Genomic DNA, 24,065 nt, shown 5'->3' on the forward strand with positions numbered 1-24,065 from the left:
GCCGTCTGAACACGATTCAGACAGCCTGTAATTAAAAAAAGAAAAGCAAACTCCGTTATAACAAAGACAGTTTTAACAAATCAAAAAAGGCCGTCTGAAATCATCTTTCAGACAGCCTCAATTTCAGGTTTTAGCCCCGATTCGAGCCTTTAACCATATCCATCAAAAACAATCGGCAATCCAAGTTACCATTAAACAGCGGAATTTTACGCTTCGGAGAAAGGCGCATAAATTTCGGCATATCGCGATCGCCGGTAAACATCCCAGCCAGCCAGCCTGCGTAGTGCTGTTTCAACCATGTGCCCAGTTGCGGATAAAGAGCCTGTAAAGCCTGAATTTCGGCAAGGCGCACGCCATAAGGCGGATTGGAAATCATAATGCCGTGTTCGCCGTTTGGTCGAGCGTCTTGCGCATCTTGCACATCAAAACGGAGGAAATTATCCACTTCGGCGGCTTGAGCATTGGCCAATGCGGCGCGGATCATATAACGGTCGTTGTCGCTGCCGGAAATTGGCGCGGCTGCCGGTTTGATTTGTTTTTCAGCTTCACGGCGCAGGGCTTGCCATTTTTCTTTGTCGAAGTTTTGCAGTTTTTCAAAACCGAAACGGCGCATCAAACCCGGCGCACGGTGTGTCGCAATCCATGCAGCCTCAATGGCAATCGTACCGCTACCGCAAAACGGGTCTTGGAAAGGCTGCGTACCGTCATAGCCTGCCAAAAGCAGCAAACCTGCCGCCAAGTTTTCCCTCAATGGGGCTTCGCCGGTATCCTGACGATAGCCGCGTTTGAAGAGTGCTTCGCCGGAAGTATCGATAAAGATTTCCACATTGCGTTCATCGATAAAGGCATGGATGCGGATATCAGGATTGATTTTGCCCACGCTCGGACGCGCATCATAAATATCGCGGAAGGCATCACAGACGGCATCTTTGATCTTCAAACCGACAAAATCCAAGCTTTTCACATTGGCGCGTTTGCCTTCAACTTTGACTTTAAAGGTCTGCTCCAGCTTAAACCAACCTGTCCAATGCAGATTTCGTGCCAGTTTATAGATATCGTGTTCGTTGCGATAACCGCCTTTGGTCAAACGCAGCAAAACACGGCTGGCAACGCGCGAATGCAGGTTGATGCGGTACACCTGCTCCATCGTGCCTTTACATGCCACACCGCCATCAACAGCGCGGATATCCTGGCATGCCATGCTTTCGAGTTCCTGCGTCAAAGGCGCTTCCAAACCGCGAGGACAAGTGATAAAAAGTGAATAAACCGTCATATAAAACCTTTCCGGGTAGAGCTATCCGAACCACTCGGATAACAAATAAAAACAATATTATAGCCGAAAAACCAAAAGGCCGTCTGAAACTTCAGACGGCCTTTGAATAAAGCTTGCTTAGTGATCCAAACTATCGGTTTCAACCTTAACCGCTTTATCGGTTTTATCCTCCGGCAAAACCAAGTTCAACAATACCGCCATAATACCGCCTGCGGAAATTGAGTTTTGGAACAATACAGGCAGGTTTTTGAACACTTCCGGCTCAAATGCCACGCCCAAACCCAAACCGACAGAAGTCGCCGCAATAACTGCTTCACGACGGCGAATACCGTGGCTGACCAGAATCCGCACACCGGCAATCGCAATCAGGCCAAACATCAACACCATCGCGCCACCCAAAACCGGACTCGGAATCGTGGTAAACGCGCGGCCGATAACGGGGAACAAGCCCAATAATACCAAAATTGCCGCAATATATTTGCCTACATGACGCGAAGCCACACCGGTCATTTGAATCACGCCGTTATTTTGCGCAAACGTGGTCAAAGGCAAAGAACCCAGTGCAGTCGCAATCACAGACACCAAACCATCCGCCAATACGCCGCCGCGCAGACGTTTGGTATATTCTTCACCCTCAATCGGCTGCTCGGAGACCATTGCTGTCGCCGTCAAATCGCCCACTGCCTCAAATACGCTCAACAAGAAAATCGCACCGGCAACGATAAACGCGTGCCAATCAAATGCGAAACCATATTTAAACGGAACAGGCAGGGTAATCAGCGGCAGGTTTTGCAGGGCGGAAAAATCTACTTTACCCAAAAACAGCGCAACAATATAACCAACAATCAAACCCACCGCGATGCCGCTCATACGCAGCAATGGATTTTTCAAGCAGTTGAAAACCAATACAATCAGCAACACCAGCGATGCCAAACCCAAGTTTTCCATCGAGCCGAACGTACCGTCTGCTTTCGCACCGAAGCCGCCGCCGAAATCGGTAATGCCCACATGCACCAAGCTCAAGCCGATCAACATGACGACCACGCCGCTTACAGTCGGTGTAATCACTTTTTTCAAATACGGCAAAAGCCAAGCGGAGAAGCACACCAAAAACGCGCCGACAAAGGACACGCCCAAAAGCGTTGAAATCATCACATCTTCAGTCAAGCCGCCCTCTTTCATGCCGGTACCGAGCGCAATCATCACGGTAACAAAAGAGAAGTTGACCGACTGAATCGACAACATACCCGAACCGACCAGCCCGAAACGGTTGACCTGCAAATAAGTACCGACACCGGAAGCCACCATCGCCATCGACACCAAATAAGCCGTCATTTCAACCGGCAGCTCCAACGCCCCGCCGACAATCAGTGCCGGAGTAATCATCGGAACAAAAATCGCCAGAAGGTGCGTAACCGCACTCAACAACGCATTACCAAACGGCGGCTTATCTTCCAAACCATAAACCAAATCAAGCGGTTCCGCTTGTTTTTCAGTCATTCCGGCCATGTTGAACCTTCTCTCAAGAATCGTTAAAAAATATTAAGATGCGTATTTTAACCAATTTGAAATGTATCAGCAAATTCAAAACCATCAGGCCGTCTGAAAGTTCCGCCCAGACGTTTTCAGACGGCCTCAAACCGCCTTAACACATTTTAATTCTTGACATCATTTTTCCATCTCAAAACAAACAAATCAATGATTTAAAAATGTATTATTCATTAAGATAATGACAAGTCACCATTAAACGGCAAAGCCGCTTAACGGATATGTTTCACACAAACAACAAAGTAAGCTACAATCCACTGCATAATTCACCCACACCATAAAATTAAAGGTTTCCGTATGTTAAAAGGCAGTCTGGTTGCCCTGATTACTCCGATGAATCAAGACGGCAGCATCAACTACGAACAACTTCATGACTTAATCGACTGGCACATTGAAAACGGCACCGACGGCATCGTCGCAGTCGGCACCACCGGCGAGTCAGCCACCCTGCCTGTCGAAGAACATTTGGCCGTTATTGAAGCCACTGTCAAACACGTCAACAAGCGCGTTCCCGTTATCGCTGGCACAGGCGCCAACAATACTGTCGAAGCCATCGCCCTTTCCAAAGCCGCTGAGCAAGCCGGTGCGGACTACACCTTATCTGTTGTTCCCTACTACAACAAACCTTCGCAAGAAGGCATTTACCAACATTTCAAAGCCATCGCCGAAGCCACTTCGATTCCGATGATTATCTATAATGTTCCCGGCCGTACCGTCGTGAGCATGAGCAACGACACTATTTTGCGTTTGGCCGAGATTCCGAATATCGTCGGCGTGAAAGAAGCCAGCGGCAATATCGGCAACAACATCGAATTGATCAACAGCGTTCCTGAAGGTTTTGCCGTGTTCTCCGGTGACGACCCTACCGGTCTGCCTTTCATGCTGTGTGGCGGTCATGGCGTGGTAACCGTTGCAGCCAACGTTGCACCGAAACTCTTTGCCGACATGTGTCGAGCCGCCCTTGAGGGCGATATTGCGACCGCCCGTCGTCTAAACGAGCAACTTATCCCAATTTATAACACCATGTTCTGCGAGCCCAGCCCGGCCGCGCCCAAATGGGGCCTGAGCTTATTGGGCAAATGCGAACCCCATGTTCGTCTGCCTTTGGTAGCACTGACCGAAGCCGGTCAAGCCAAAGTCCGAGCCGCTCTGGAAAAATCAGGACAAATCTGATCCGGAAATAAGGCCGTCTGAATTCCAAACACCCTTTTCAGACGGCCTCCCTGTTAAGAACTCCATCCACAGGAAAACAAGATGACCTATATCAAACCCATCGTAGTAGCCCTCGCCCTGATTAGCATGACTGCCTGTTCCGGCAGCAAAAAAGAACAACCCAAACTCGACTATCAAAGTCAATCACACCGCTTGGTCAAACTGGAAGTACCACCTGATTTGAACAACCCAGACCAAGGCAACCTCTATCAATTACCGGCAGGCAGCGGTGCCGTCCGCGCCAGCGACTTCAACAAACGCCGCACTCAAGCTGTACAACAACCTGCCAATGCAGAAGTCTTGAAATCCGTTAAAGGCGTACGCCTTGAGCGTGACGGCAACCAACGCTGGTTGGTTGTCGATGGCAAATCACCTCGCGAAATTTGGCCTTTGCTGAAAGTGTTCTGGCAAGAAAACGGTTTCGACATCAAATCTGAAGAACCTGCCATCGGCCAAATGGAAACCGAGTGGGCAGAAAACCGAGCCAAAATCCCTCAAGACAGCCTGCGCCGTCTGTTGGACAAAGTCGGCTTGGGCGGTATCTACTCTACCAGCGAACGCGACAAGTTCATCATCCGCATCGAACAAGGTAAAAACGGTTCGACCGACATCTTCTTCGCCCACAAAGGCATGAAAGAAGTTTATGCCGACCGTAAAAAAGACACTACGATGTGGCAACCGGGTGAAAACGACCCTAACCTCGAAGCCGCATTCCTCGCCCGCTTTATGCAATATTTGGGCGTTGACGGTCAGCAAGCCGAACAAGCCCTGACCCAAAGCGTTGCTGCCCGCAGCAATGCTTCTGAATTGGCGCGTGTGGACAACGGCACTCTGTTGCTGGCAGGCGATTACGGCCGCAACTGGCGCCGTACCGCCCTTGCGCTTGACCGCATCGGCCTGACTGTTATCGGTCAAAATGCCGAACGCCGCGCTTTCTTGGTTCAACAAGCGCCAACTGAAGGCGAAGCAGTTGCCAATAAAAAACCGGGCCTGTTCAAACGCGTATTTGGCAAAGGCAAAGCAGAAGCGCCAAAAACGTATCCTGAAATCATCGTGTATGTTGAGCCTATCAACAATGGCGCACGCCTCCATCTGTTGAACAAAGACGGCAGCCCATACAAAGGCAGCGATGCCTCCACATTGCTGAGCCGCCTGCACACAGAATTGCGTTAATCCGTTATTCGACTTAAGGCCGTCTGAAATATTCAGACGGCCTTTTTAACGAATCCGGCATGGTTTCAAATTCCCAATCTGACGTTATAATCAGAACATTTTTCCCCCTTACCCAAGCTGCCATGACCCGACAAAAAGCCTATCTGCTCCTGACCGCCCTGTTTACCCTGATGTTTATCGTACTGATTCTGTTGGGTGCTTATCTTCTGAGCATTCACAGCAAACAATTTGCCGTTGCCGCCTTTCTGTTTGCCTTTGCCGCCGTTTTTGCCCAAATCGGCAGCCTTGCCCTTTACATCCGCCACAAAGCACGCGCACAAATGGCTCGTATGCAGCAAACCGAAAACCATTAAGGAAAAACCATGTTTGAAAAAATCGTCCTTGCCAGTGGCAACGCAGGCAAACTCAAAGAATTTTCCCGCCTCTTTGCCGACTTAAACATCGAAGTCCTGCCGCAATCGCAGTTCAATACGCCCGAATGTCCCGAGCCGTACCATACCTTTATTGAAAATGCCCTGGCTAAAGCACGTCATGCCGCCCAATACAGCGGCTTACCGGCACTTGCCGACGACTCCGGCATCTGCACCAACGCCTTAAACGGCGCACCCGGTATTTTCTCCGCACGTTATGCAGGCGAAAACCCCAAATCCGATGCCGCAAACAACGCCAAACTCTCTGCCGATCTTGCCGATAAAGACGACAAAAGCTGCTACTACGTCTGCGTCCTTGTCCTCGTCCGCCACGAAAACGACCCGCAACCCATCATCGCAGAAGGCATCTGGCGCGGACAATGGCAGACCGAGGCAGCCGGTACAAACGGCTTCGGCTACGATCCACATTTCTATCTGGCCAAACATGGTTGCACCGCTGCCGAGCTTGATCCTGAAATCAAAAATGCCGAAAGCCACCGCGCCCAAGCATTGCGTGAACTATTAAGAAAAATCGAATCCTTATAAATCAATAATAGGCCGTCTGAAAACCTGAAACGTTTTTTTAGATGTTCTAAATCCAACAAATAATGAAAGAAATCCATGTCCCCTAAGCAAATCCTGATTGTCGCCATCCGCTTGGTCGTTTTAATCGGCATCGTACAAACACTTGGCGGCATTGCTACCATATTCGCACAGTCAGAAAGCATGTATGACAGCAAACAAATTCCGCCCGTACTGATGTTCTACGGCTTGTATTTAATTGCATGGTTGCTGCTATGGTGTTTCCCTGCCACCATTGCCAACCGCCTATTGCCCGAACATCTGCAAACCGTACAGGAAGCCCCAAAACACCCTGCACCATGGCTGACGACCGGTATTGTATTAATAGGCATATATACTGTTTTCCAAGCCATCCCCGACCTAATTTACCAGTTCTCTCTCTATCTTTTTGTACAGTCTATCGCTATCGACACACACACATCTGTTTGGGCGAATCTCGGCGCACAAAACCAAGCTGGTATACTTGCTAACATCGCGCAGCTTTTTATCGGCATTTTTCTGCTATTCGGCGCACCCAAACTCTCGTCTTGGATACGCAAAAGACTTTAATACATAAAAACAACAGGCCGTCTGAAACCTTCAGACGGCCTACCTCACATTCATTCCCATGCCCAAACCCTCACCTGAAGAATTGGCAGCCTTTGCAAAACACGTCGCTGCCTTCATCCCAACCATACCTGACGAACTTCTGCAACTCATTGACAGTCAAGAAACTGCTATCGTCTTTTTAGGCAAACCAAGCTGTTCATACTGTCGCCGTTTTGTTGCAAAACTGTCTACCGTTTCCTTAAACAAACAGCTTACCATCCACTTTACCGACAGCAGCAACAAAGCAGCTTTAAAAACTTTTCGTGAACAACACGGCATCCAAACTGTTCCCGCTCTACTCAAAATCTCACAAGGCAAAATAAAAGCCGTCTGCAATTCCAAATTATCAGAAGAAGAAATTGAAGCCTTTTTGAGCGCTTAGACTTCGCAAATTTCCTACTGATTACTTTCCCAGCCGACATTTCAGTTAAAATAATGGCCTAAAAATTTCAGACGGCCTTGAGCCTCAACACATACCATGACCCAAATCACTTTCCAACGCCCTGGCCAGCTAACCGCCCTACCTCCTTTATCACTCTATATCCATATTCCTTGGTGCATCAAAAAATGCCCGTATTGCGACTTCAATTCCCACAGCCTGAAAAACGGCCTGCCGGAAGAAGCCTATATCGATGCCCTATTAACCGACCTGCAGCTTGAATTGCCCAATATTTGGGGCAGACCAGTGGAAACCATATTTTTCGGCGGCGGCACACCCAGCCTGTTTCAAGCAGAATCGATTGACCGTTTATTAAGCGGCGTGCGTTCGCTGTTGCGCTTGCAACCCGAAGCGGAAATTACTTTAGAAGCGAACCCGGGCACATTTGAAATTGAGAAGTTTCAAGGGTTTAAAGACGCAGGCATTACGCGCCTGTCTATCGGTGTGCAGAGTTTTAACGACGATATGCTTGCTCGATTAGGACGCGTTCACAATGGCAAAGAAGCCCTGACAGCTATTGATACTGCATTGAAATTATTTGATAAAGTCAATATCGATTTGATGTATGCCCTGCCAAACCAAACGGTTCAGACGGCCTTAAACGATGTGCAAACGGCTATCGCAACAGGCGTATCTCATATCAGCGCATATCATCTGACAATGGAACCGAACACGCCTTTTGGTCATACGCCGCCCAAAGGATTGCCACAAGATGAAGCAGCATTGGATATTGAAGATGCCGTACACGGCGCATTGGAAAGCGCAGGCTTTATCCACTATGAAACATCGGCTTTTGCAAAACCTGCCATGCAGTGCCGCCATAATTTGAACTATTGGCAGTTCGGCGATTACTTAGGGATAGGCGCGGGTGCGCACGGCAAAATTTCCTATCCCGACCGTATCGAGCGAACTGTCCGCCGTCGCCATCCCAACGACTATCTTGCCGCCATGCAGAGCAATCCGCATGAAGCAGTCGAACGCAAAACTGTTGCTGCCGAAGACCTTCCATTCGAATTCATGATGAACGCCCTACGCCTGACCGACGGCGTACCTGCCGCAATGCTGCAAGAACGTACCGGTGTACCCACTGCAAAAATCATGGCACAAATCGAAACCGCCAGACAAAAAGGCCTGCTTGAATCAGACCCGACTGTGTTCCGCCCAACCGAGCAAGGCCGTTTGTTCTTAAACGATTTGTTACAGTGTTTTTTATAAATGCGGTTTTACAACAGCTAAAACATTTTTAGATTTGCTTAATTTTCCACAAGAAAATACAATCAGAATAATTGTTGGGGTAGGTGCTCATGTGGCTGTTAATCATGCTTCAACAAAAGTTGAGACAGCTAATTCATATCATGAACGTAAAGAAACTAAAACCGGCATGGGTGTAATGGCTGGTGTAAGCTACGAAGTAACTCCTAACGTTGCTTTGGACGCTGGCTATCACTATAACCATTAGGGCAAGATTAATAACGTTAAGTTCCATACTCACGAAGTATCTGCCGGTGTACGCGTAAAATTCTAATATTTGAATACTTGACATGAAGCAATCATTGCTTCAAATATCAAGTAACAAAAGGCCGTCTGAAACCTATTTCTCAGGATTTCAGACGGCCTTTAAGTTGTTTAAATATGTCTAACTTTTTGCTGCTTTTACTTTTGCTGCAAACCACAGTGCCGCAGCCGTTCCTGCCATATCGGCAATGCCATCCGCGATCGAACCTTGGCGCGTAGTAGTCAGAAATGCCTGAGCCAGCTCGCTGCCTACTGCGAATAATAAGGCGGCAAACAGAATGCCTTTATAGGGAATATTCCTATTGTCTTGAATAAATATTTTTGCGCACAGCCATGCCTGACCGAAGAAAAGTCCAAAATGGCCGACTTTATCAAAATGGGGAAATGGTGGAGCGCTATTGCCGCCCTCTTTGAAAAGTAAGGCATAAATGGCGGCGGCAAACCAGATAAAGGCAGCGGCAGTGAATTTGTTTAATGGTAAGGCTTTCATTTGTCGGCCTCTTCATCCAACCATGTTTGGCAGATATCTGCCAAGCGGACAAATTTCCCACCCCGCGCCTTCAAAATATCACGCCATTGTGCCACTTCTTCTGCATCCGGGGCATCTTCAATACTGCATTCGTAAAGGCAGAAGTCTAATGTTTCGCCAACAACGCCGGGGGCTTCGGTCTGCATCAGGCTGGTCAGTTCGTTCATATTTACTGTTTCTTTAATTGGTTTATCGCTAGCCAGACTGCACCGTCTGTTTTCAGGCCGTCTGAACATGATGTGCAAGGCTGCCCATTCGGCTTACTTACTGTGTAAAAACCGTGTTGCCTCTTCCCATTCGCCATTCAACACGGCCGGCAATCCTTGCAGGGATTTGGCGATGGCGTCATCAATTTGCTGTCTCTGTTCCGCTGACGGTTTATTCAACACATAACCGACAACCAGATTACGGTCGCCCGGATGATCAATACCCAAGCGCAGGCGGTAGAAATTAGGCGTACCCAAGCGAGCCTGAATGTCTTTGAGGCCGTTGTGTCCGCCGTTGCCGCCGCCAAGTTTGAATTTGATACGGCCGCATGTAATATCCAGCTCGTCATGAACCACCAAGATTTCCTCCGGCTTGATTTTGTAAAACTGAGCCAAAGCGGCTACTGCCTGACCGGAGCGGTTCATAAAGGTCATGGGTTTGAGCAGCCAAACATCGCCATCAGGCGTAGTGGCGCGCGCTACTTCGCCGTAAAATTTCTTTTCGTCTTTAAAATTGACTTTCCATTTCCACGCCAGTTCGTCCAATAGCCAAAAGCCGACATTGTGGCGCGTTTGTTCGTATTCTTGGCCTGGATTACCCAAACCGACGATTAATTTAATTTTCAAGCTCATTACTGTTCTTTCAGTTTGACAGGCCGTCTGAAAAAGTTTCAGACGGCCTTCGATTTATTCTTGCCCGGCGCGTTTACGTCGCGCTTCTTTCGGATCAATCAACAATGGACGATAAACCTCAATCCGATCGCCATCGCGCAACACCGTCTCGTCTTTCACCGTCTTGCCGAAAATACCCAAAGGCGCTTGCTGCAAATCCAACTCTGGGAACTCTACCTCCAAGCCGCTTTGCAGGGCGGCTTCGCGTACGGTTATACCTTCGGCAACGGTCATGTTCTTCAACACTTGCCTATCGGCCAGTCCGTAAACAATTTCAATTTCAAGCATAGCGGCGGTCGGCCTCTTTAATAAAAGCATCCACCAGTGTACCGGCAAGATGGCCGAACACCGGGGAAATCATGGCAGAGAGTACGGCATTGGAAAAATCGTATTCTAATCTGAATTCAACTTTGCACATATCATCGCCCAAGTCGATAAATTTCCAAGTGCCGCGCAGGGTTTTAAATGGCCCTTCGAGCAAATCCATGCGGATTTCCTGCCCCGGGATATTGTGGTTGTGCGTCGCAAACGACTGTTTGACGCGCATATAGTCCATAAACAGGCGCGCTTTTAGCTCATTGCCTTTGCGTTCGATGACTTCGGTCTTGCTATACCACGGCAAAAATTTTGGATAGTCCTCGACTTTGTCCACCAGCTCAAACATTTCCTTAGCGCTATGCAGCACCAATACGTTTTTCTCGACTTTTTTCATGTTGGTTGTAGACCTTGTTTTTGAATATTCGGGGTTCAGACGGCATGATTTAGAAAAATATCTGCCCTACTTTGGGACAAAATTCCTAATTTAAACCGCTTCGCCATTTTGTTTCGCTTCCAGCCATTCCCAGCGTTCCAGCTTTTCCAAAAGCGACATCTCAATTTCTTCAGCCCTGCTTTGCAATGCACCTGCTTTTTCGTAATCTTTGAAAATTTCAGGATCGGAAAGCTGGGTATTGATTTCAGCCTGCTCGGTTTCCAAAGCGGCGATTTCATCAGGCAGGGCATCGAGTTCGCGCTGTTCTTTATAAGAAAGTTTGACCGTGCGGTTGGCTTTGGGTTTGATTTTTTCAGGCTCGGCAACCGCTTTAGGCGCAGAGGCCGTCTGAATTTTATCTTCCCGCGATTTTGCGTCGATATAGTCCTGATAGCCGCCGATGTATTCTTTCAGACGGCCTTGTCCTTCGAAAACAATGCTTTGAGTAATCACATTATCCAAGAACATACGGTCATGCGAGACAAGGAATACCGTGCCTTGGTAATCTCGCAACAGGTCTTCGAGCAGCTCTTGGGTATCGATGTCCAAGTCGTTGGTCGGTTCGTCCAAGACCAGGATATTGGCAGGGCGGGTAAAGAGTTTTGCCAACAGGAGTCGGTTGCGTTCGCCGCCGGAGAGTGATGAAACGGGACTTTGTGCGCGGGCTGGATGGAACAGGAAATCTTCCAAATAGCTCATCACATGCTTTTTCTTACCACCGACTTCAACGTAATCATTGCCCTGTCCGAGCGTGTAAAACACGGTGTCGTTTTCGTTCAACGCGCTGCGGAACTGGTCGAAATAAGCAACTTCCTGTTTACTGCCGATACGGATTCTGCCGTAGGTCGGCTGCAATTCGCCCAAAATCAGCTTAAGGAAGGTGGTTTTACCGATACCGTTTGGACCGATTAAGCCGATTTTGTCGCCGCGCTGCAAAATGGCGGAGAATTTGTCCATGATGACTTTGTCGCCATAGGCAAAAGAAGCGTGTTCCAATTCGGCGATGATTTTGCCGCTTTTTTCGCCGCTGTCGAGCTTAAAGTTGACCTGCCCTTGTACATTGCGGCGCTCGGCGCGCTGGCGGCGCAGCTCTTCCAAACGGCGCACGCGGCCTTCATTACGGGTACGGCGCGCTTCGATGCCTTTGCGTATCCATGCTTCTTCCTGAGCATGGAATTTATCAAACAAGCGGTTATGTTCCGCCTCGACTGCCAACTCTTGCGCTTTTTTCTCGCTGTATTTGGAGAACGATCCGGGATAGGAGCGCAGAGTGCCGCGGTCGAGTTCGACGATGCGCGTGGCGATATTGTCCAAAAAACGGCGGTCGTGGGTAATCACAACCAAGCTGCCTTCAAATGCTTTGAGCAGGTTTTCCAGCCAGATAATCGCGTCGATGTCCAAATGGTTGGTCGGTTCGTCCAGTAGCAATACGTCGGGCTTTTGCACCCAAGCCTGCGCCAGGGCGACGCGCTTTTTCTGCCCGCCGGAGAGGTTGCCGATTTTTTCGTTTTCCGGCAAACCGAGTTCGCCCAATGTCTGCTTGACTGCCGCATCCAGTTTCCAGCCGTCCTTCGCTTCGATTTCAAGCTGCAATTCGTTGAGCTCTTTCAACAAAGTCTCACTCGAACCATTTTCCAACTCATGGCTGACATGATGATAACGGCTCAATAAATCGCGAATTTCGCCCAATCCTTCGGCAACGGTATCAAATACGGTTGCATCCTTATCAAAAAAGGATTCTTGCGGCACATAAACGATTTTGAGGTTGTTTTGAACAATAATCTGTCCATCGTCAAGCTTTTGTACACCGGCGAGGATTTTTAAAAACGAAGACTTACCCGCACCGTTGCGGCCGATTAAACCGATTTTCTCGCCGCTGTCGAGTTGAAAAGAAGTTTTGTCGAGCAAGGCGACATGACCGACAGCAAAAGAAGCATTTTCTACGGATAAGATATTCATGGGGAAACTTCAAAAAAGAAAAGGGGAACATTTTAACCAATTATCGGCAGATATTTGCCGACAATCATATGAAATTGAAAGTATCAGGCCGTCTGAAAGCAGTTTTCAGACGACCTTCATTATTATTCTTGAACCTTCAAGCCAAAATGCAGATAGGCTCGTTCGGTTGCTACGCGTCCGCGCGGTGTACGTTGCAAAAAGCCCTGCTGAATCAGATATGGTTCAATCACATCTTCGATGGTATCGGTCGATTCGCCAATCGCAGCGGCCACGTTTTCCAACCCGACAGGACCGCCGCTGAACTTGTGCAAAATCGCCTCAAGGAATTTCCTGTCCATCACATCCAAACCTTGCCCGTCCACATCCAGCATACTCAAAGCCGCATCGGCAATTTCCGCATCAATGATGCCGTTGTTTTTCACATCGGCATAATCGCGTACACGTCGCAAAAGGCGGTTGGCAATACGCGGAGTGCCGCGGCTGCGCTTGGCCACTTCCATAGCGCCCTCGTCGCCCATATCCAACTGCAATAGTTGAGCAGAACGGGCAACAATAGTCGCCAAATCTTTATTCTGATAAAACTCCAATCGGGACACGATACCGAAACGGTCGCGCAACGGATTGGTCAACATACCGGCACGGGTCGTTGCGCCCACCAATGTAAACGGCGGCAAATCGATTTTGACCGAACGCGCGGCCGGACCTTCGCCTATCATGATGTCCAACTGATAATCTTCAAGCGCAGGATAAAGGATTTCTTCAACCACTGGGCTTAAACGGTGGATTTCATCGATAAACAGCACATCATGCGGCTCGAGATTAGTCAACAAGGCTGCAAGGTCGCCAGCACGTTCCAAAACCGGGCCGCTGGTTTGGCGCAAATTAACTCCTAACTCTTTGGCAATAATGTGCGCCAAAGTAGTTTTGCCCAAACCCGGAGGACCAAACAACAAAGTGTGGTCAAGCGCTTCACCACGTTTTTTTGCCGCCTGAATAAAAATAGCTAACTGCTCTTTTGCTTTATCCTGTCCGATATAGTCGTCTAGAGTTTTCGGACGTAAAGCGCGTTCAAGCAATTCTTCCTGAGCGGAAATATTTTGAGCAGTGATAATGCGCTGAGGTTGTGCAGAAGTAAGATTATCGGTTTGTAACATAATGTTTCTAAATTCTAAGACCGTTCCCGACCCGTTGTTTCAGACGGCCCGAACAATCAGATAAAGCGGTTAAATTATGATTTTGGCCATTATACCTGATAAGGCCGAGCCGCTTTTCCCTCAAATCTAAATCACACAAAAATTTTCGTTTTCAGACGGCCAAAGCAACGTATAATAAACGGTTAATTCAAATACCTATCGCATTCAGGAGAACACATGAGCCTCAAGCAAAAAGTTATCGCCATCGACGGCCCCAGCGCATCCGGTAAAGGAACGGTTGCCTCACGCGTAGCCGAAGCCTTGGGTTTTCTTTACCTCGACTCCGGTGCGCTTTACCGCCTGACTGCGCTTTACGCACAAAAACAAAATGTTGCCTGGACAGATGAAGACGCCGTCAGCACACTGGCAGAAACTTTGCCCGCACAATTTGAAGGCAGCGCCGTATTATTAAACGGCGAAGATGTATCCGAGCAAATCCGTACCGAAGCGATCGGTATGGGCGCATCTGCCGTCGCGCAGTTGCCTAAAGTGCGTACCGCCCTTTTGCAACGCCAACGCGACTTCCTAACCGAAAAAGGCTTGGTCGCCGACGGCCGCGATATCGGCTCGGTTATTTTCCCTGATGCTGCATTAAAAATTTTCCTGACCGCAAGTGCCAATGTCCGCGCCCAACGTCGCGCCCAACAACTCGGTATCCCATGCGAAGGCGTTGCATTCGAGCGTATTTTGTCGGACATTGAAGCGCGCGACGAAGCAGACCGCCGCCGCCCTGTTGCTCCGTTGAAACAGCTGCCCGACGCCCTGCTTTTAGATACCGATAACCTTTCTATCGAAGAAGCTGTAAAAAAAGTGCTTGATTGGTATCATAAAGTTTAAAATTTGGAGTATAATCGCGAAGTTTTCATTTCAGACGGCCTGTTAGCCCTATAACAAGGCCGTCTGAAAACATTTCCCAACCTGCCGCGCCAAGGACGGCAGGTCATTTCAAACCTAACCCGCACCCCTTGGCGGTGTACCGAAAAGAGTATATATGACTATGGAAAATTTTGCCCAGCTGCTGGAAGAAAGCTTTACCCTGCAAGAGATGAACCCAGGTGAAGTGATTACTGCCGAAGTAGTCGGCATCGATCAAAACTTCGTTACCGTTAACGCAGGTCTGAAATCAGAATCTCTGATTGATGTTGCTGAATTCAAAAACGCTCAGGGCGAGATTGAAGTTAAAGTTGGCGATTTCGTTACCGTTACCATCGAATCTGTTGAAAACGGCTTCGGCGAAACCAAACTGTCCCGCGAAAAAGCCAAACGCGCTGCCGACTGGATCGCTTTGGAAGAAGCTATGGAAAACGGCGACATCCTGTCCGGCGTTATCAATGGCAAAGTCAAAGGTGGTCTGACTGTTATGATCAACAGCATCCGCGCATTCCTGCCGGGTTCTTTGGTTGACGTACGTCCTGTAAAAGACACTTCTCACTTCGAAGGCAAAGAAATTGAATTCAAAGTGATCAAACTGGACAAAAAACGCAACAACGTTGTTGTGTCCCGCCGCGCTGTTCTGGAAGCTACTTTGGGCGAAGAGCGTAAAGCCTTGCTGGAAAACCTGCAAGAAGGTTCAGTTATCAAAGGTATCGTTAAAAACATCACCGATTACGGTGCATTCGTTGACTTGGGCGGCATCGACGGTCTGTTGCACATCACCGACTTGGCATGGCGCCGTGTGAAACACCCAAGCGAAGTTTTGGAAGTTGGTCAAGAAGTAGAAGCTAAAGTCCTGAAATTCGACCAAGACAAACAACGCGTTTCTTTGGGTATGAAACAACTGGGCGAAGATCCTTGGAGCGGCCTGACCCGTCGTTACCCACAAGGTACCCGCCTGTTCGGTAAAGTATCCAACCTGACTGACTACGGTGCATTCGTTGAAATCGAACAAGGCATCGAAGGTTTGGTACACGTTTCCGAAATGGATTGGACCAACAAAAACGTACACCCAAGCAAAGTTGTTCAATTGGGTGACGAAGTTGAAGTAATGATCCTGGAAATCGACGAAGACCGCCGCCGTATCTCTTTGGGTATGAAACAATGCCAAGCTAACCCTTGGGAAGAGTTTGCCGCCAACCACAACAAAGGCGACAAAATCTCCGGCGCAGTTAAATCTATCACTGACTTCGGCGTATTCGTAGGTCTGCCTGGCGGCATCGACGGCCTGGTTCACTTGTCTGACCTGTCTTGGACTGAAGCCGGCGAAGAAGCTGTACGCAAATACAAAAAAGGCGAAGAAGTTGAAGCCGTTGTATTGGCCATCGACGTTGAAAAAGAACGCATCTCTTTGGGTATCAAACAACTGGAAGGTGATCCGTTCGGCAACTTTATCAGCGTAAACGACAAAGGTTCTTTGGTTAAAGGTTCTGTGAAATCTGTTGACGCCAAAGGTGCCGTAGTTGCTCTGTCTGAAGAAGTTGAAGGCTACCTGCCTGCTTCTGAATTCGCTGCTGACCGAGTTGAAGACCTGACTACCAAACTGAAAGAAGGCGACGAAGTTGAAGCCGTTATCGTTACCGTTGACCGCAAAAACCGCAGCATCCGTCTGTCTGTTAAAGCGAAAGACGCTAAAGAAAACCGCGAAGCGCTGAATTCAGTTAACGCCGCTGCAACTGCCAATGCCGGTACTACCAGCCTGGGCGACTTGCTGAAAGCCAAACTGTCCGGCGACCAAGAATAAGGTTGCAGACATGACGAAGTCTGAATTGATGGTTCGCCTTGCAGAAGTGTTTGCCGAAAAAAATGGCAACCAACTGCTGGCTAAAGATGTCGAATACAGTGTAAAAGTCTTGGTTGATACCATGACCCGCTCACTGGCTCGTGGACAACGTATCGAAATCCGCGGCTTCGGCAGCTTCGACTTGAACCACCGCCCTGCCCGTATCGGGCGCAACCCGAAAACCGGTGAACGCGTGGAAGTGCCAGAAAAGCATGTTCCTCACTTCAAACCGGGTAAAGAGTTGCGTGAGCGTGTAGACTTGGCATTGCAAGAAAGTGCTCATTAATACTTAGTAGCAAAACGCCGCAGAAATGCGGCGTTTTTTTGTTTTCACCAAAAATACTAAAGCCGGCTCTTTTCACGCATACCTCAATCACACACTATTTCAACTATATTTACTACAATGCTTTTGCAAAAAACGCAGGCCGTCTGAAATCATTTATAATAGACCGACTATTCTGTAATGAAAACATCATTCCAACTACTGTCCAAACTATTGCGGATGATGTTTCAACTATCGCCAGTAAAGCATAATAAAGGTTACACATGAGCAATAGAGACCAACTATTCACACCACCTCCATTTGAAAACCACAGCCCATTGACTTGGTATCAAGCTGCAGCCGAACAGCCCAACTTTATCCGCGACGAAGCCCAAGCGCGAGCCATTGAATATTTGGATCGTTTATGGACCGAGCTGATGATGTTCAAACGCAAACGCAACCGTTTTCTCGGCCGTAGCTTGCGTTCCCCTCAAGTACCTAAAGGACTCTATTTTTATGGCGGCGTAGGACGCGGTAAAAGCTTTTTGATGGATGCTTTTTTCGGTTGCCTCCCTTATCGCCGTAAGCGTCGCGTGCATTTCCATGCTTTCATGGCCGAAATCCATCAACGCCTTAAAGTCTTGAAAAGCGAAGCCAATCCTTTAAAAGCCGTTGCAACAGAAATTGCCAAAGAAACACGCGTATTATGCTTTGACGAGTTTCACGTCAGTGATATTGCCGATGCCATGATTTTGGGCCGTTTACTGGAAAACCTGTTGAGTGAAGGTGTAGTCTTGGTAGCCACTTCCAACTACGCCCCATCCGAACTCTATCCTCAAGGCCAAAACCGCAGCAGCTTTCTCCCAACCATCGCCCTTATCGAGTCCAACCTGACCGTTTTAAATGTGGATGGCGGCGAAGATTACCGCTTGCGTACGCTGCGTCCTGCCGAAATTTTCTTTGTCCCCAATAATGAAGAAAACGAGCAAAAACTCGCTGCTTTATTTAAAGAAATGAGCGGAATCTCTGAATTAAACCCAGGCATCAGCATTATCCATGGACGGGAAATCCCCCATAAAGCCCAGTCAGAACGCGCCATCTGGTTTGATTTCCGTGCATTATGTTTTGGCCCGCGCTCACAAGCTGACTATTTGTATTTAGCCGAACATTACGAGATGGTTTTCCTTTCAGGATTAGAACGTCTAACCCCGCAAGAAAAAGCAGAAGCACGCCGTCTGACATGGTTAATTGACGTTTTATATGATTTCCGTGTGAAGCTGTGCGCCACTAGCGCAGTTGGCGTAAACGATATTTACGTTGAAGGCGATTTTGCCGAAGAATTTACCCGTACAGCCAGCCGTATGATCGAAATGCAATCTGAAGTCTATTTGGAACAACCACACCTGACTTTAAGCAAATAATGCCTTTCCCAAAAAGGGGCGAAATTTGGTAGAATACACTTCCCTCGCCTCTTGGCTACGGCAACTTACCTATTAATAAAAACAAGGACATAACATGGCCATCGAACGTACGATTTCCATCATCAAACCCGATGCAGTAGAAAAAAACGTCATCGGCAAGATTTACAGCCGCTTTGAAGAAAACGGCTTGCGCATTATTGCGGCGAAAATGAAACATCTCTCTGAGCGTGAAGCAAAAGAGTTTTATGCCGTACACAAAGACCGACCTTTTTATGAAGACTTGGTTAAATTCATGACACGTAATCCCGTTATGATCCAGGTATTGGAAGGTGAAAACGCCGTTGCCAAAAATCGCGAATTGATGGGCGCAACCAATCCAGCCGATGCAGCTCCTGGCACAATCCGTGCCGACTTTGCAGAATCTGTCAGTGTTAATGCCGTACATGGTTCTGACAGCGTTGAAAATGCTGCGATTGAAATTGCTTACTTCTTCAGCCAAAGCGAAATCTGCCCACGCTAAGAGTAAAAGCCTGTAGCCGCTTTACGGCCGTCCGATTCATATCGGACGGCAAAACTGCTTTGTATGTCCTACAAATTAAAGGCCGTCTGAAAACCCAAAGGCTTTTAAAGCAAAGCTGCTCAATAAGCCTCTTTGCTTTAAAAGCTTTACTGAGAAACATAAAAATACATGAAAACCAATCTACTGAATTATGATTTAAACGGACTGACGCAACACTTTGCCGAAATGGGCGAAAAGCCTTTTCGTGCCAAGCAAGTAATGCGTTGGATGCATCAAGCCGGTGCACAAAACTTTGAAGAAATGACTGACTTGGCCAAATCATTGCGCGCCAAGTTGAATGAACAAGCCACAATCGAAGTGCCTAAATTAATGATGGCACAAGAATCTACTGATGGTACACGCAAATGGTTGCTGGATGTCGGTACGGGCAACGGTGTAGAAACCGTTTTTATTCCCGAGGCCGAACGCGGAACTTTGTGTATCTCTTCCCAAGTCGGTTGCGCATTGGAATGCACCTTCTGCTCTACCGGACGACAAGGTTTCAACCGCAACCTGACTGCCGCTGAAATTATCGGTCAGCTTTGGTGGGCAAATAAAGCCATGGGCGTTACCCCTAAAAACGAACGCGTTATCTCCAACGTGGTGATGATGGGCATGGGTGAACCCATGGCAAACTTTGATAATGTTGTTACCGCTTTGAGCATTATGCTGGATGATCACGGCTACGGCTTGAGCCGCCGCCGCGTGACTGTTTCCACTTCGGGCATGGTTCCACAAATGGACAGACTACGTGATGCAATGCCTGTTGCTTTGGCTGTATCTTTACACGCATCCAACGATGAAGTGCGCGATCAGATTGTTCCTCTCAACAAAAAATACCCGCTCAAAGAATTGATGGCGGCCTGTCAACGTTATCTGGTCAAAGCCCCCCGTGACTTTATTACCTTTGAATACGTTATGCTCGACGGTATCAATGATAAAGCACAACATGCGCGCGAATTGATTGAATTGGTTAAAGACGTACCATGCAAATTCAATCTGATTCCGTTCAATCCTTTCCCAAATTCCGGCTACGAACGTTCTACCAATGAAAATATCCGTGTCTTCCGCGATATTCTGCAACAAGCCGGCTTTGTCGTTACTGTCCGCAAAACCCGCGGCGACGATATCGATGCCGCTTGCGGACAATTGGCCGGACAAGTACAAGATAAAACACGCCGCCAACAAAAATGGCAACAGATTTTGGTCGAACAATAAGGTTAATTATGAAAATCAAGTTCGGATTCGCTTTACTTACCGCACTGACTCTTTCTGCCTGCGCTTCCTCTTCCGGCCCAAGCCCTAAAGAACGTGCCATTCAAGTTTCTAATATCAAAACCCAACTGGCTGTGGAATATATGCGCGGCCAAAACTACCGCCAAGCTACTGAAAGTATCGAAGAGGCGCTTAAGTCCAATTCCAAAAATGACCTTGCTTGGTTGGTACGCGCTGAGATTTATCAGTATTTGAAGGTTAAAGACAAAGCCCAGGAAAGCTTTCTTAAAGCATTGTCTTTAAAACCTGATAGTGCAGAAGTTAACAACAACTACGGTTGGTTCTTGTGCAATCAAATGAATGCACCAGCCGAATCTTTGGCTTATTTTGACAAAGCACTGGCCGACCCAACCTACCCAAGCCCCTTTATTGCCAATATGAATAAAGGCATTTGTAGTGCAAGGTTAGGTCAATACTCTTTAGCCCAAGCCTATTTGGAAAGGTCTTTAGCAGCGAATCCGCAATTCTTCCCTGCTTTCAAAGAACTTGCCCGAACCAAAATGATGGCAGGAAATCTTAACGATGCCGACTATTATTTCCGCCAATACCAAAGCAAAGTTGATGTCCTGCAGGCTGACGATTTGCTTTTAGGCTGGCGCTTGGCTACCGCCTTGGGCAATAAACACGCCGCATACGAATACGAAGCCCAACTTAGGGCAAACTTCCCCTATTCAGACGAACTACAAACTGTCACAACAGGCCAATAAATGGAAAATAACGATAAAATCAACTACGACACACAAGCCGCCAAAACATTGGGGGATGAATTACGCAAACACAGAACTGATGCCAAAATCGATATTCAAGATGTTGCTTCACGGTTGAAACTGTCTGCCAAACAAATTGATGCTTTGGAAAAAGGGGAATATTCAGGCTTTCCCGGTTTAGTCTTTGTTTCAGGCTATCTGCGTTCATATGCACGATTTCTGAAAATCGATGAACAAACCATCGCCAAACATTTACTCTCCATTACTCCGCAACTTGAAGACCATGTATACGCGGTAACACGCAGCGCCAACGCCGGCTTAAGCTACACAGACACTGAAAAACAAGGTTTCCCAAAATGGATATTGGGAATAGCCGCATTGGCTTTGGCTGTAGGCGGCGTTTACTTTTGGCAAAGTAAATCCAGTTTTGAAAATGAGCAGGCAAATATTCAGAACAGCAAAGATGTTGCTGATACGATGAAAACGCCTGCCTTAAAAACGGATAATGTTGCCGTTAGCGAAATGACGGAAGACGGCAAAAAAGAAATCACCAATAAGCCTGAAGTGGCTAATGATCAAGCAGCCTCAGCAGCTTCCGCCGTCGTACAAGATGAGAAGCCTGCCGTCAAAGTTGAGAAAGACGAACTTTGGATTAAAGTCCAATACCGAAGCAATCTGATTATTACAGACAAAGATGGAAAAGTTGTATTCAGCCGTATCGTTCCAGCCGGAAGCGAACAACGTCTGAAAGGCGGCGCGCCTTACAATGTTTGGATCGGCATTGCAGCCGGCTCTGAAGCCAATTACGGCGGCACACCTATCGAACCTTTGAAATACCGTGTTGCCGGTGAAAAATCCGCCTCTTTTGTTGCAGGAAAAAACTAAAATGACCACACCTAAACGCCGTCAGACACATCAAGTCAAAATTGACCACCTCATCATCGGCTCCGATGCGCCCGTTCTTGTCCAATCCATGACCAATACGGATACGGCAGATGCCGCAGCAACTGCCCGACAGGTCAAAGAATTGGGCGATGCCGGCTCGGAAATGGTACGCATCACGGTCAATACTCCTGAAGCGGCTTCTAAAGTAGCCGAAATCCGCAGCCGATTAGATGATATGGGCTACACCACTCCCCTGATTGGTGATTTCCATTTTAATGGCGAACGCTTATTGGCCGAATTTCCTGAGTGCGGCAAGGCCCTGTCTAAATACCGCATCAACCCTGGCAATGTCGGCAAAGGTGCAAAAGGCGATGAAAAATTTGCCTTTATGATTCGTACTGCCGCAGAAAACAATAAAGCTGTACGCATCGGTGTGAACTGGGGTTCGCTTGATCAAAGCCTTGCCAAGCGCATGATGGATGCCAACCTAGCTTCTGCTACACCGAAGCCGCCTGAAGAAATCATGAAAGAGGCTTTGATTGTTTCGGCGCTGGAATCGGCAGAAAAAGCCGTGGCTTTGGGCTTACCTGAAGACAAAATCATTTTGTCGTGCAAAGTCAGCGCCGTACAAGACTTGATTCAGGTTTACCGGGAATTAGGCAGCCGTTGCCGTTACCCGCTCCATCTCGGTCTGACTGAGGCTGGCATGGGCAGCAAGGGCATTGTGGCTTCCACCGCAGCTCTGGCCGTATTATTGCAAGAAGGCATCGGCGACACCATTCGAATCTCCCTAACCCCCGAGCCCGGCAGTTCGCGCACTCAGGAAGTCATTGTCGGTCAGGAAATCCTGCAAACCATGGGCTTGCGTTCCTTCACACCAATGGTTACAGCCTGCCCAGGCTGCGGCCGTACCACCAGCACCGTATTCCAAGAATTGGCGCAAGACGTACAAAACTATTTACGCCAAAAAATGACTATTTGGCGCACTGAGTATCCAGGCGTTGAATCATTGAACGTTGCCGTAATGGGTTGCGTAGTCAATGGCCCGGGCGAAAGCAAGCTTGCCGATATCGGTATCAGCCTGCCCGGTACAGGCGAAACTCCGATTGCACCGGTTTATGTAGACGGTGAACGCAAAGTGACCCTCAAAGGTGACAATATCGCTGCCGAGTTTTTACAAATCGTTGAAGATTATGTCAAAACCAACTATTGCGAAGGTGGCGCAAAACGTAAGCAAAACCGTGTCATTCCAATTCAGTCTGCCTAAAACATTATCAAGATAAAGAGGCCGTCTGAAAATATGTTGGGAAAACTGGATACTTGGCTGACTGAGCATCCCAAACGCAAGGATTTGCATGGTTGGCGACGCTTTATCGTTGAATTTTGGTTCTTCGGTTTGAAAGAAGCACGAGCCTGCTTATTTGCAGGCTTGTTTTTCATTGCCATGTTCCTCATCCCAAAAACAGGCTGGTTAGGGATTTCGCGCTATGACCTGCTGCTGATTTTTGCCATCTCCGTACAAGCAGCCATGCTGTATTTCAAGCTGGAAACTTGGGATGAAGTGAAATCGATTACGCTGTTTCACTTGGTGGGCTTTGCTTTAGAATGGTTCAAAACCTCAGGTGATATCCAGTCTTGGAGCTATCCGGATGAGGCATACACCAAAATTGGCGGCGTACCGCTGTTTGCAGGCTTTATGTATGCCGCAGTCGGCAGCTATATCATTCAAGCATGGCGGCTGTTTGATCTCAAAATCAAAAGCCATCCGCCATATTGGTTGGGCACTTTGTGCGCACTGGCGATTTATATCAATTTTTTCACTCATCACTATATCGGCGACTATCGCTGGTATCTCGCAGCCTTTGCTCTCGGCCTATACGCCCGGACGACAGTCTTGTACACGCCCTATGACACTACTCGCAAAATGCCGCTCCTGCTCGCTTTTGTCCTGATTGGATTTTTCATTTGGCTGGCGGAAAATTTAGGAACTTTATTCGGTGTTTGGCGCTATCCCAACCAAATCGGCGCGTGGGCATCGGTACACATCAGCAAATGGAGCTCATGGGCTTTACTGGTAATGATGACTTTTACCATCGTTGCGAATTTAAAACACATTAAACATACCATCAGCGTATCGAAAGATTAATTGTTCAACATATATAAAAAGGCCGTCTGAAACCTTCAGACTGC

Annotated in this window: 27 protein-coding genes; 18 read left to right on the forward strand and 9 right to left on the reverse strand. The window is 48.0% G+C overall.

Translation table 11 applies throughout. The features are described from left to right. Positions 1-130: 130 nt before the first annotated feature. Complete coding sequence (locus LPB400_RS07775; protein ID WP_219088630.1) at positions 131-1,273, reverse strand: THUMP domain-containing class I SAM-dependent RNA methyltransferase; 1,143 nt, start codon at positions 1,271-1,273, stop codon at positions 131-133. A gap of 117 nt (positions 1,274-1,390) precedes the next feature. Then, the gene (locus LPB400_RS07780) at positions 1,391-2,782 is read right to left on the reverse strand and encodes a nucleobase:cation symporter-2 family protein (RefSeq protein ID WP_219088632.1); all 1,392 of its coding nucleotides are present in this window, start codon (positions 2,780-2,782) and stop codon (positions 1,391-1,393) included. A 336-nt stretch (positions 2,783-3,118) separates the two neighbouring features. Between LPB400_RS07780 and dapA the strand changes: the two genes are divergently transcribed. The 8 genes from dapA (at position 3,119) to LPB400_RS07820 (ending at position 8,684) form a co-directional block, all read left to right on the forward strand. Further along, complete coding sequence (gene dapA, locus LPB400_RS07785; RefSeq protein ID WP_070460828.1) at positions 3,119-3,994, forward strand: 4-hydroxy-tetrahydrodipicolinate synthase; 876 nt, start codon at positions 3,119-3,121, stop codon at positions 3,992-3,994. Positions 3,995-4,120: 126 nt separating this feature from the next. Then, the gene (bamC, locus tag LPB400_RS07790; protein ID WP_371464511.1) at positions 4,121-5,206 is read left to right on the forward strand and encodes an outer membrane protein assembly factor BamC; all 1,086 of its coding nucleotides are present in this window, start codon (positions 4,121-4,123) and stop codon (positions 5,204-5,206) included. A gap of 122 nt (positions 5,207-5,328) precedes the next feature. After that, positions 5,329-5,559, forward strand: a complete 231-nt coding sequence (locus tag LPB400_RS07795; RefSeq protein ID WP_003679018.1) for an NGO_0222 family membrane protein — start codon at positions 5,329-5,331, stop codon at positions 5,557-5,559. Positions 5,560-5,568: 9 nt separating this feature from the next. Continuing rightward, on the forward strand, positions 5,569-6,162 hold the full coding sequence (gene rdgB / locus LPB400_RS07800; RefSeq protein ID WP_070460830.1) for an RdgB/HAM1 family non-canonical purine NTP pyrophosphatase: 594 nt from the start codon (positions 5,569-5,571) through the stop codon (positions 6,160-6,162). 75 nt (positions 6,163-6,237) lie between these two features. Continuing rightward, positions 6,238-6,747: a hypothetical protein gene (locus LPB400_RS07805; RefSeq protein WP_070646892.1), complete on the forward strand. Its 510-nt coding sequence runs from the start codon at positions 6,238-6,240 to the stop codon at positions 6,745-6,747. Positions 6,748-6,805: 58 nt separating this feature from the next. Further along, positions 6,806-7,168 carry a thioredoxin family protein gene (locus tag LPB400_RS07810; RefSeq protein ID WP_219088634.1) on the forward strand — a complete coding sequence of 121 codons (363 nt, stop codon included), beginning with the start codon at positions 6,806-6,808 and terminating at the stop codon, positions 7,166-7,168. A 96-nt stretch (positions 7,169-7,264) separates the two neighbouring features. Next, on the forward strand, positions 7,265-8,440 hold the full coding sequence (gene hemW / locus LPB400_RS07815; RefSeq protein WP_107792063.1) for a radical SAM family heme chaperone HemW: 1,176 nt from the start codon (positions 7,265-7,267) through the stop codon (positions 8,438-8,440). 34 nt (positions 8,441-8,474) lie between these two features. Further along, the gene (locus LPB400_RS07820) at positions 8,475-8,684 is read left to right on the forward strand and encodes an opacity family porin (RefSeq protein ID WP_413231325.1); all 210 of its coding nucleotides are present in this window, start codon (positions 8,475-8,477) and stop codon (positions 8,682-8,684) included. A gap of 177 nt (positions 8,685-8,861) precedes the next feature. On the opposite strand, the gene LPB400_RS07825 is transcribed toward LPB400_RS07820, so the two are convergent. From LPB400_RS07825 to ruvB, 7 genes are all read right to left on the reverse strand, one after another. After that, positions 8,862-9,230 carry a VanZ family protein gene (locus LPB400_RS07825; RefSeq protein ID WP_049359781.1) on the reverse strand — a complete coding sequence of 123 codons (369 nt, stop codon included), beginning with the start codon at positions 9,228-9,230 and terminating at the stop codon, positions 8,862-8,864. After that, a complete protein-coding gene (locus LPB400_RS07830; protein ID WP_070837719.1) occupies positions 9,227-9,436 on the reverse strand; it encodes a dioxygenase in 210 nt (69 codons plus the stop codon). Before LPB400_RS07830 ends, LPB400_RS07825 begins: the two co-directional genes overlap by 4 nt. Before the next feature lie 93 nt (positions 9,437-9,529). Next, complete coding sequence (pth, locus tag LPB400_RS07835; protein WP_107792064.1) at positions 9,530-10,108, reverse strand: aminoacyl-tRNA hydrolase; 579 nt, start codon at positions 10,106-10,108, stop codon at positions 9,530-9,532. Between the two features lie 54 nt (positions 10,109-10,162). Further along, the gene (locus tag LPB400_RS07840) at positions 10,163-10,435 is read right to left on the reverse strand and encodes an RnfH family protein (RefSeq protein ID WP_107792065.1); all 273 of its coding nucleotides are present in this window, start codon (positions 10,433-10,435) and stop codon (positions 10,163-10,165) included. Further along, complete coding sequence (locus tag LPB400_RS07845) at positions 10,428-10,859, reverse strand: type II toxin-antitoxin system RatA family toxin (RefSeq protein WP_003683270.1); 432 nt, start codon at positions 10,857-10,859, stop codon at positions 10,428-10,430. The genes LPB400_RS07840 and LPB400_RS07845 overlap by 8 nt, the downstream gene beginning before the upstream one ends. A 90-nt stretch (positions 10,860-10,949) precedes the next feature. Continuing rightward, positions 10,950-12,857 (reverse strand): ATP-binding cassette domain-containing protein, encoded by a 1,908-nt coding sequence (locus tag LPB400_RS07850; RefSeq protein WP_070460843.1) that lies wholly within the window; start codon positions 12,855-12,857, stop codon positions 10,950-10,952. Between the two features lie 122 nt (positions 12,858-12,979). After that, on the reverse strand, positions 12,980-14,011 hold the full coding sequence (gene ruvB, locus LPB400_RS07855) for a Holliday junction branch migration DNA helicase RuvB (protein WP_070460845.1): 1,032 nt from the start codon (positions 14,009-14,011) through the stop codon (positions 12,980-12,982). Positions 14,012-14,227: 216 nt separating this feature from the next. On the opposite strand from ruvB, the gene cmk reads away from it, so the two are divergent. From cmk to LPB400_RS07905, 10 genes are all read left to right on the forward strand, one after another. Next, entirely contained in the window at positions 14,228-14,887 is a 660-nt protein-coding gene (cmk, locus tag LPB400_RS07860) for a (d)CMP kinase (protein WP_107811012.1), read from the forward strand. Positions 14,888-15,041: 154 nt separating this feature from the next. Beyond that, positions 15,042-16,727, forward strand: coding sequence for a 30S ribosomal protein S1 (gene rpsA, locus LPB400_RS07865; protein WP_003678994.1), 1,686 nt, complete (start codon positions 15,042-15,044; stop codon positions 16,725-16,727). Positions 16,728-16,737: 10 nt separating this feature from the next. Next, positions 16,738-17,052: an integration host factor subunit beta gene (locus LPB400_RS07870; protein ID WP_003678992.1), complete on the forward strand. Its 315-nt coding sequence runs from the start codon at positions 16,738-16,740 to the stop codon at positions 17,050-17,052. Between the two features lie 260 nt (positions 17,053-17,312). After that, positions 17,313-18,449, forward strand: a complete 1,137-nt coding sequence (zapE, locus tag LPB400_RS07875) for a cell division protein ZapE (RefSeq protein ID WP_049333700.1) — start codon at positions 17,313-17,315, stop codon at positions 18,447-18,449. A 94-nt stretch (positions 18,450-18,543) separates the two neighbouring features. Next, positions 18,544-18,969, forward strand: a complete 426-nt coding sequence (gene ndk, locus LPB400_RS07880; RefSeq protein WP_004519785.1) for a nucleoside-diphosphate kinase — start codon at positions 18,544-18,546, stop codon at positions 18,967-18,969. 168 nt (positions 18,970-19,137) lie between these two features. Then, a complete protein-coding gene (gene rlmN / locus LPB400_RS07885; protein WP_003683577.1) occupies positions 19,138-20,226 on the forward strand; it encodes a 23S rRNA (adenine(2503)-C(2))-methyltransferase RlmN in 1,089 nt (362 codons plus the stop codon). A gap of 8 nt (positions 20,227-20,234) precedes the next feature. Next, positions 20,235-20,990, forward strand: a complete 756-nt coding sequence (pilW, locus tag LPB400_RS07890; RefSeq protein WP_004519786.1) for a type IV pilus biogenesis/stability protein PilW — start codon at positions 20,235-20,237, stop codon at positions 20,988-20,990. Then, a complete protein-coding gene (locus tag LPB400_RS07895) occupies positions 20,991-21,875 on the forward strand; it encodes a helix-turn-helix domain-containing protein (RefSeq protein ID WP_219088637.1) in 885 nt (294 codons plus the stop codon). It abuts the gene before it with no gap. Position 21,876: 1 nt separating this feature from the next. Next, positions 21,877-23,142: a flavodoxin-dependent (E)-4-hydroxy-3-methylbut-2-enyl-diphosphate synthase gene (gene ispG / locus LPB400_RS07900; RefSeq protein WP_219088639.1), complete on the forward strand. Its 1,266-nt coding sequence runs from the start codon at positions 21,877-21,879 to the stop codon at positions 23,140-23,142. Positions 23,143-23,175: 33 nt separating this feature from the next. Then, the gene (locus LPB400_RS07905; protein WP_070460851.1) at positions 23,176-24,021 is read left to right on the forward strand and encodes a DUF817 domain-containing protein; all 846 of its coding nucleotides are present in this window, start codon (positions 23,176-23,178) and stop codon (positions 24,019-24,021) included. The last annotated feature ends 44 nt before the right edge of the window (positions 24,022-24,065 follow it).

The sequence above is a fragment of the Neisseria perflava genome (assembly GCF_019334725.1).
GTDB lineage: Bacteria > Pseudomonadota > Gammaproteobacteria > Burkholderiales > Neisseriaceae > Neisseria > Neisseria subflava_A.

Coding starts and splice junctions, on each gene's coding strand:
- LPB400_RS07805 (WP_070646892.1), top strand. CDS start 6,238: ATGTCCCCTAAGCAAATCCTGATTGTCGCCATCCGCTTGGTCGTTTTA.
- cmk (WP_107811012.1), top strand. CDS start 14,228: ATGAGCCTCAAGCAAAAAGTTATCGCCATCGACGGCCCCAGCGCATCC.
- bamC (WP_371464511.1), top strand. CDS start 4,121: ATGACTGCCTGTTCCGGCAGCAAAAAAGAACAACCCAAACTCGACTAT.
- LPB400_RS07895 (WP_219088637.1), top strand. CDS start 20,991: ATGGAAAATAACGATAAAATCAACTACGACACACAAGCCGCCAAAACA.
- rdgB (WP_070460830.1), top strand. CDS start 5,569: ATGTTTGAAAAAATCGTCCTTGCCAGTGGCAACGCAGGCAAACTCAAA.
- pilW (WP_004519786.1), top strand. CDS start 20,235: ATGAAAATCAAGTTCGGATTCGCTTTACTTACCGCACTGACTCTTTCT.
- zapE (WP_049333700.1), top strand. CDS start 17,313: ATGAGCAATAGAGACCAACTATTCACACCACCTCCATTTGAAAACCAC.
- ndk (WP_004519785.1), top strand. CDS start 18,544: ATGGCCATCGAACGTACGATTTCCATCATCAAACCCGATGCAGTAGAA.
- LPB400_RS07840 (WP_107792065.1), bottom strand. CDS start 10,435: ATGCTTGAAATTGAAATTGTTTACGGACTGGCCGATAGGCAAGTGTTG.
- LPB400_RS07905 (WP_070460851.1), top strand. CDS start 23,176: ATGTTGGGAAAACTGGATACTTGGCTGACTGAGCATCCCAAACGCAAG.
- ispG (WP_219088639.1), top strand. CDS start 21,877: ATGACCACACCTAAACGCCGTCAGACACATCAAGTCAAAATTGACCAC.
- ruvB (WP_070460845.1), bottom strand. CDS start 14,011: ATGTTACAAACCGATAATCTTACTTCTGCACAACCTCAGCGCATTATC.
- LPB400_RS07830 (WP_070837719.1), bottom strand. CDS start 9,436: ATGAACGAACTGACCAGCCTGATGCAGACCGAAGCCCCCGGCGTTGTT.
- LPB400_RS07810 (WP_219088634.1), top strand. CDS start 6,806: ATGCCCAAACCCTCACCTGAAGAATTGGCAGCCTTTGCAAAACACGTC.
- LPB400_RS07795 (WP_003679018.1), top strand. CDS start 5,329: ATGACCCGACAAAAAGCCTATCTGCTCCTGACCGCCCTGTTTACCCTG.
- dapA (WP_070460828.1), top strand. CDS start 3,119: ATGTTAAAAGGCAGTCTGGTTGCCCTGATTACTCCGATGAATCAAGAC.
- LPB400_RS07870 (WP_003678992.1), top strand. CDS start 16,738: ATGACGAAGTCTGAATTGATGGTTCGCCTTGCAGAAGTGTTTGCCGAA.
- LPB400_RS07845 (WP_003683270.1), bottom strand. CDS start 10,859: ATGAAAAAAGTCGAGAAAAACGTATTGGTGCTGCATAGCGCTAAGGAA.
- LPB400_RS07825 (WP_049359781.1), bottom strand. CDS start 9,230: ATGAAAGCCTTACCATTAAACAAATTCACTGCCGCTGCCTTTATCTGG.
- rlmN (WP_003683577.1), top strand. CDS start 19,138: ATGAAAACCAATCTACTGAATTATGATTTAAACGGACTGACGCAACAC.
- rpsA (WP_003678994.1), top strand. CDS start 15,042: ATGACTATGGAAAATTTTGCCCAGCTGCTGGAAGAAAGCTTTACCCTG.
- LPB400_RS07850 (WP_070460843.1), bottom strand. CDS start 12,857: ATGAATATCTTATCCGTAGAAAATGCTTCTTTTGCTGTCGGTCATGTC.
- hemW (WP_107792063.1), top strand. CDS start 7,265: ATGACCCAAATCACTTTCCAACGCCCTGGCCAGCTAACCGCCCTACCT.
- pth (WP_107792064.1), bottom strand. CDS start 10,108: ATGAGCTTGAAAATTAAATTAATCGTCGGTTTGGGTAATCCAGGCCAA.
- LPB400_RS07775 (WP_219088630.1), bottom strand. CDS start 1,273: ATGACGGTTTATTCACTTTTTATCACTTGTCCTCGCGGTTTGGAAGCG.
- LPB400_RS07780 (WP_219088632.1), bottom strand. CDS start 2,782: ATGGCCGGAATGACTGAAAAACAAGCGGAACCGCTTGATTTGGTTTAT.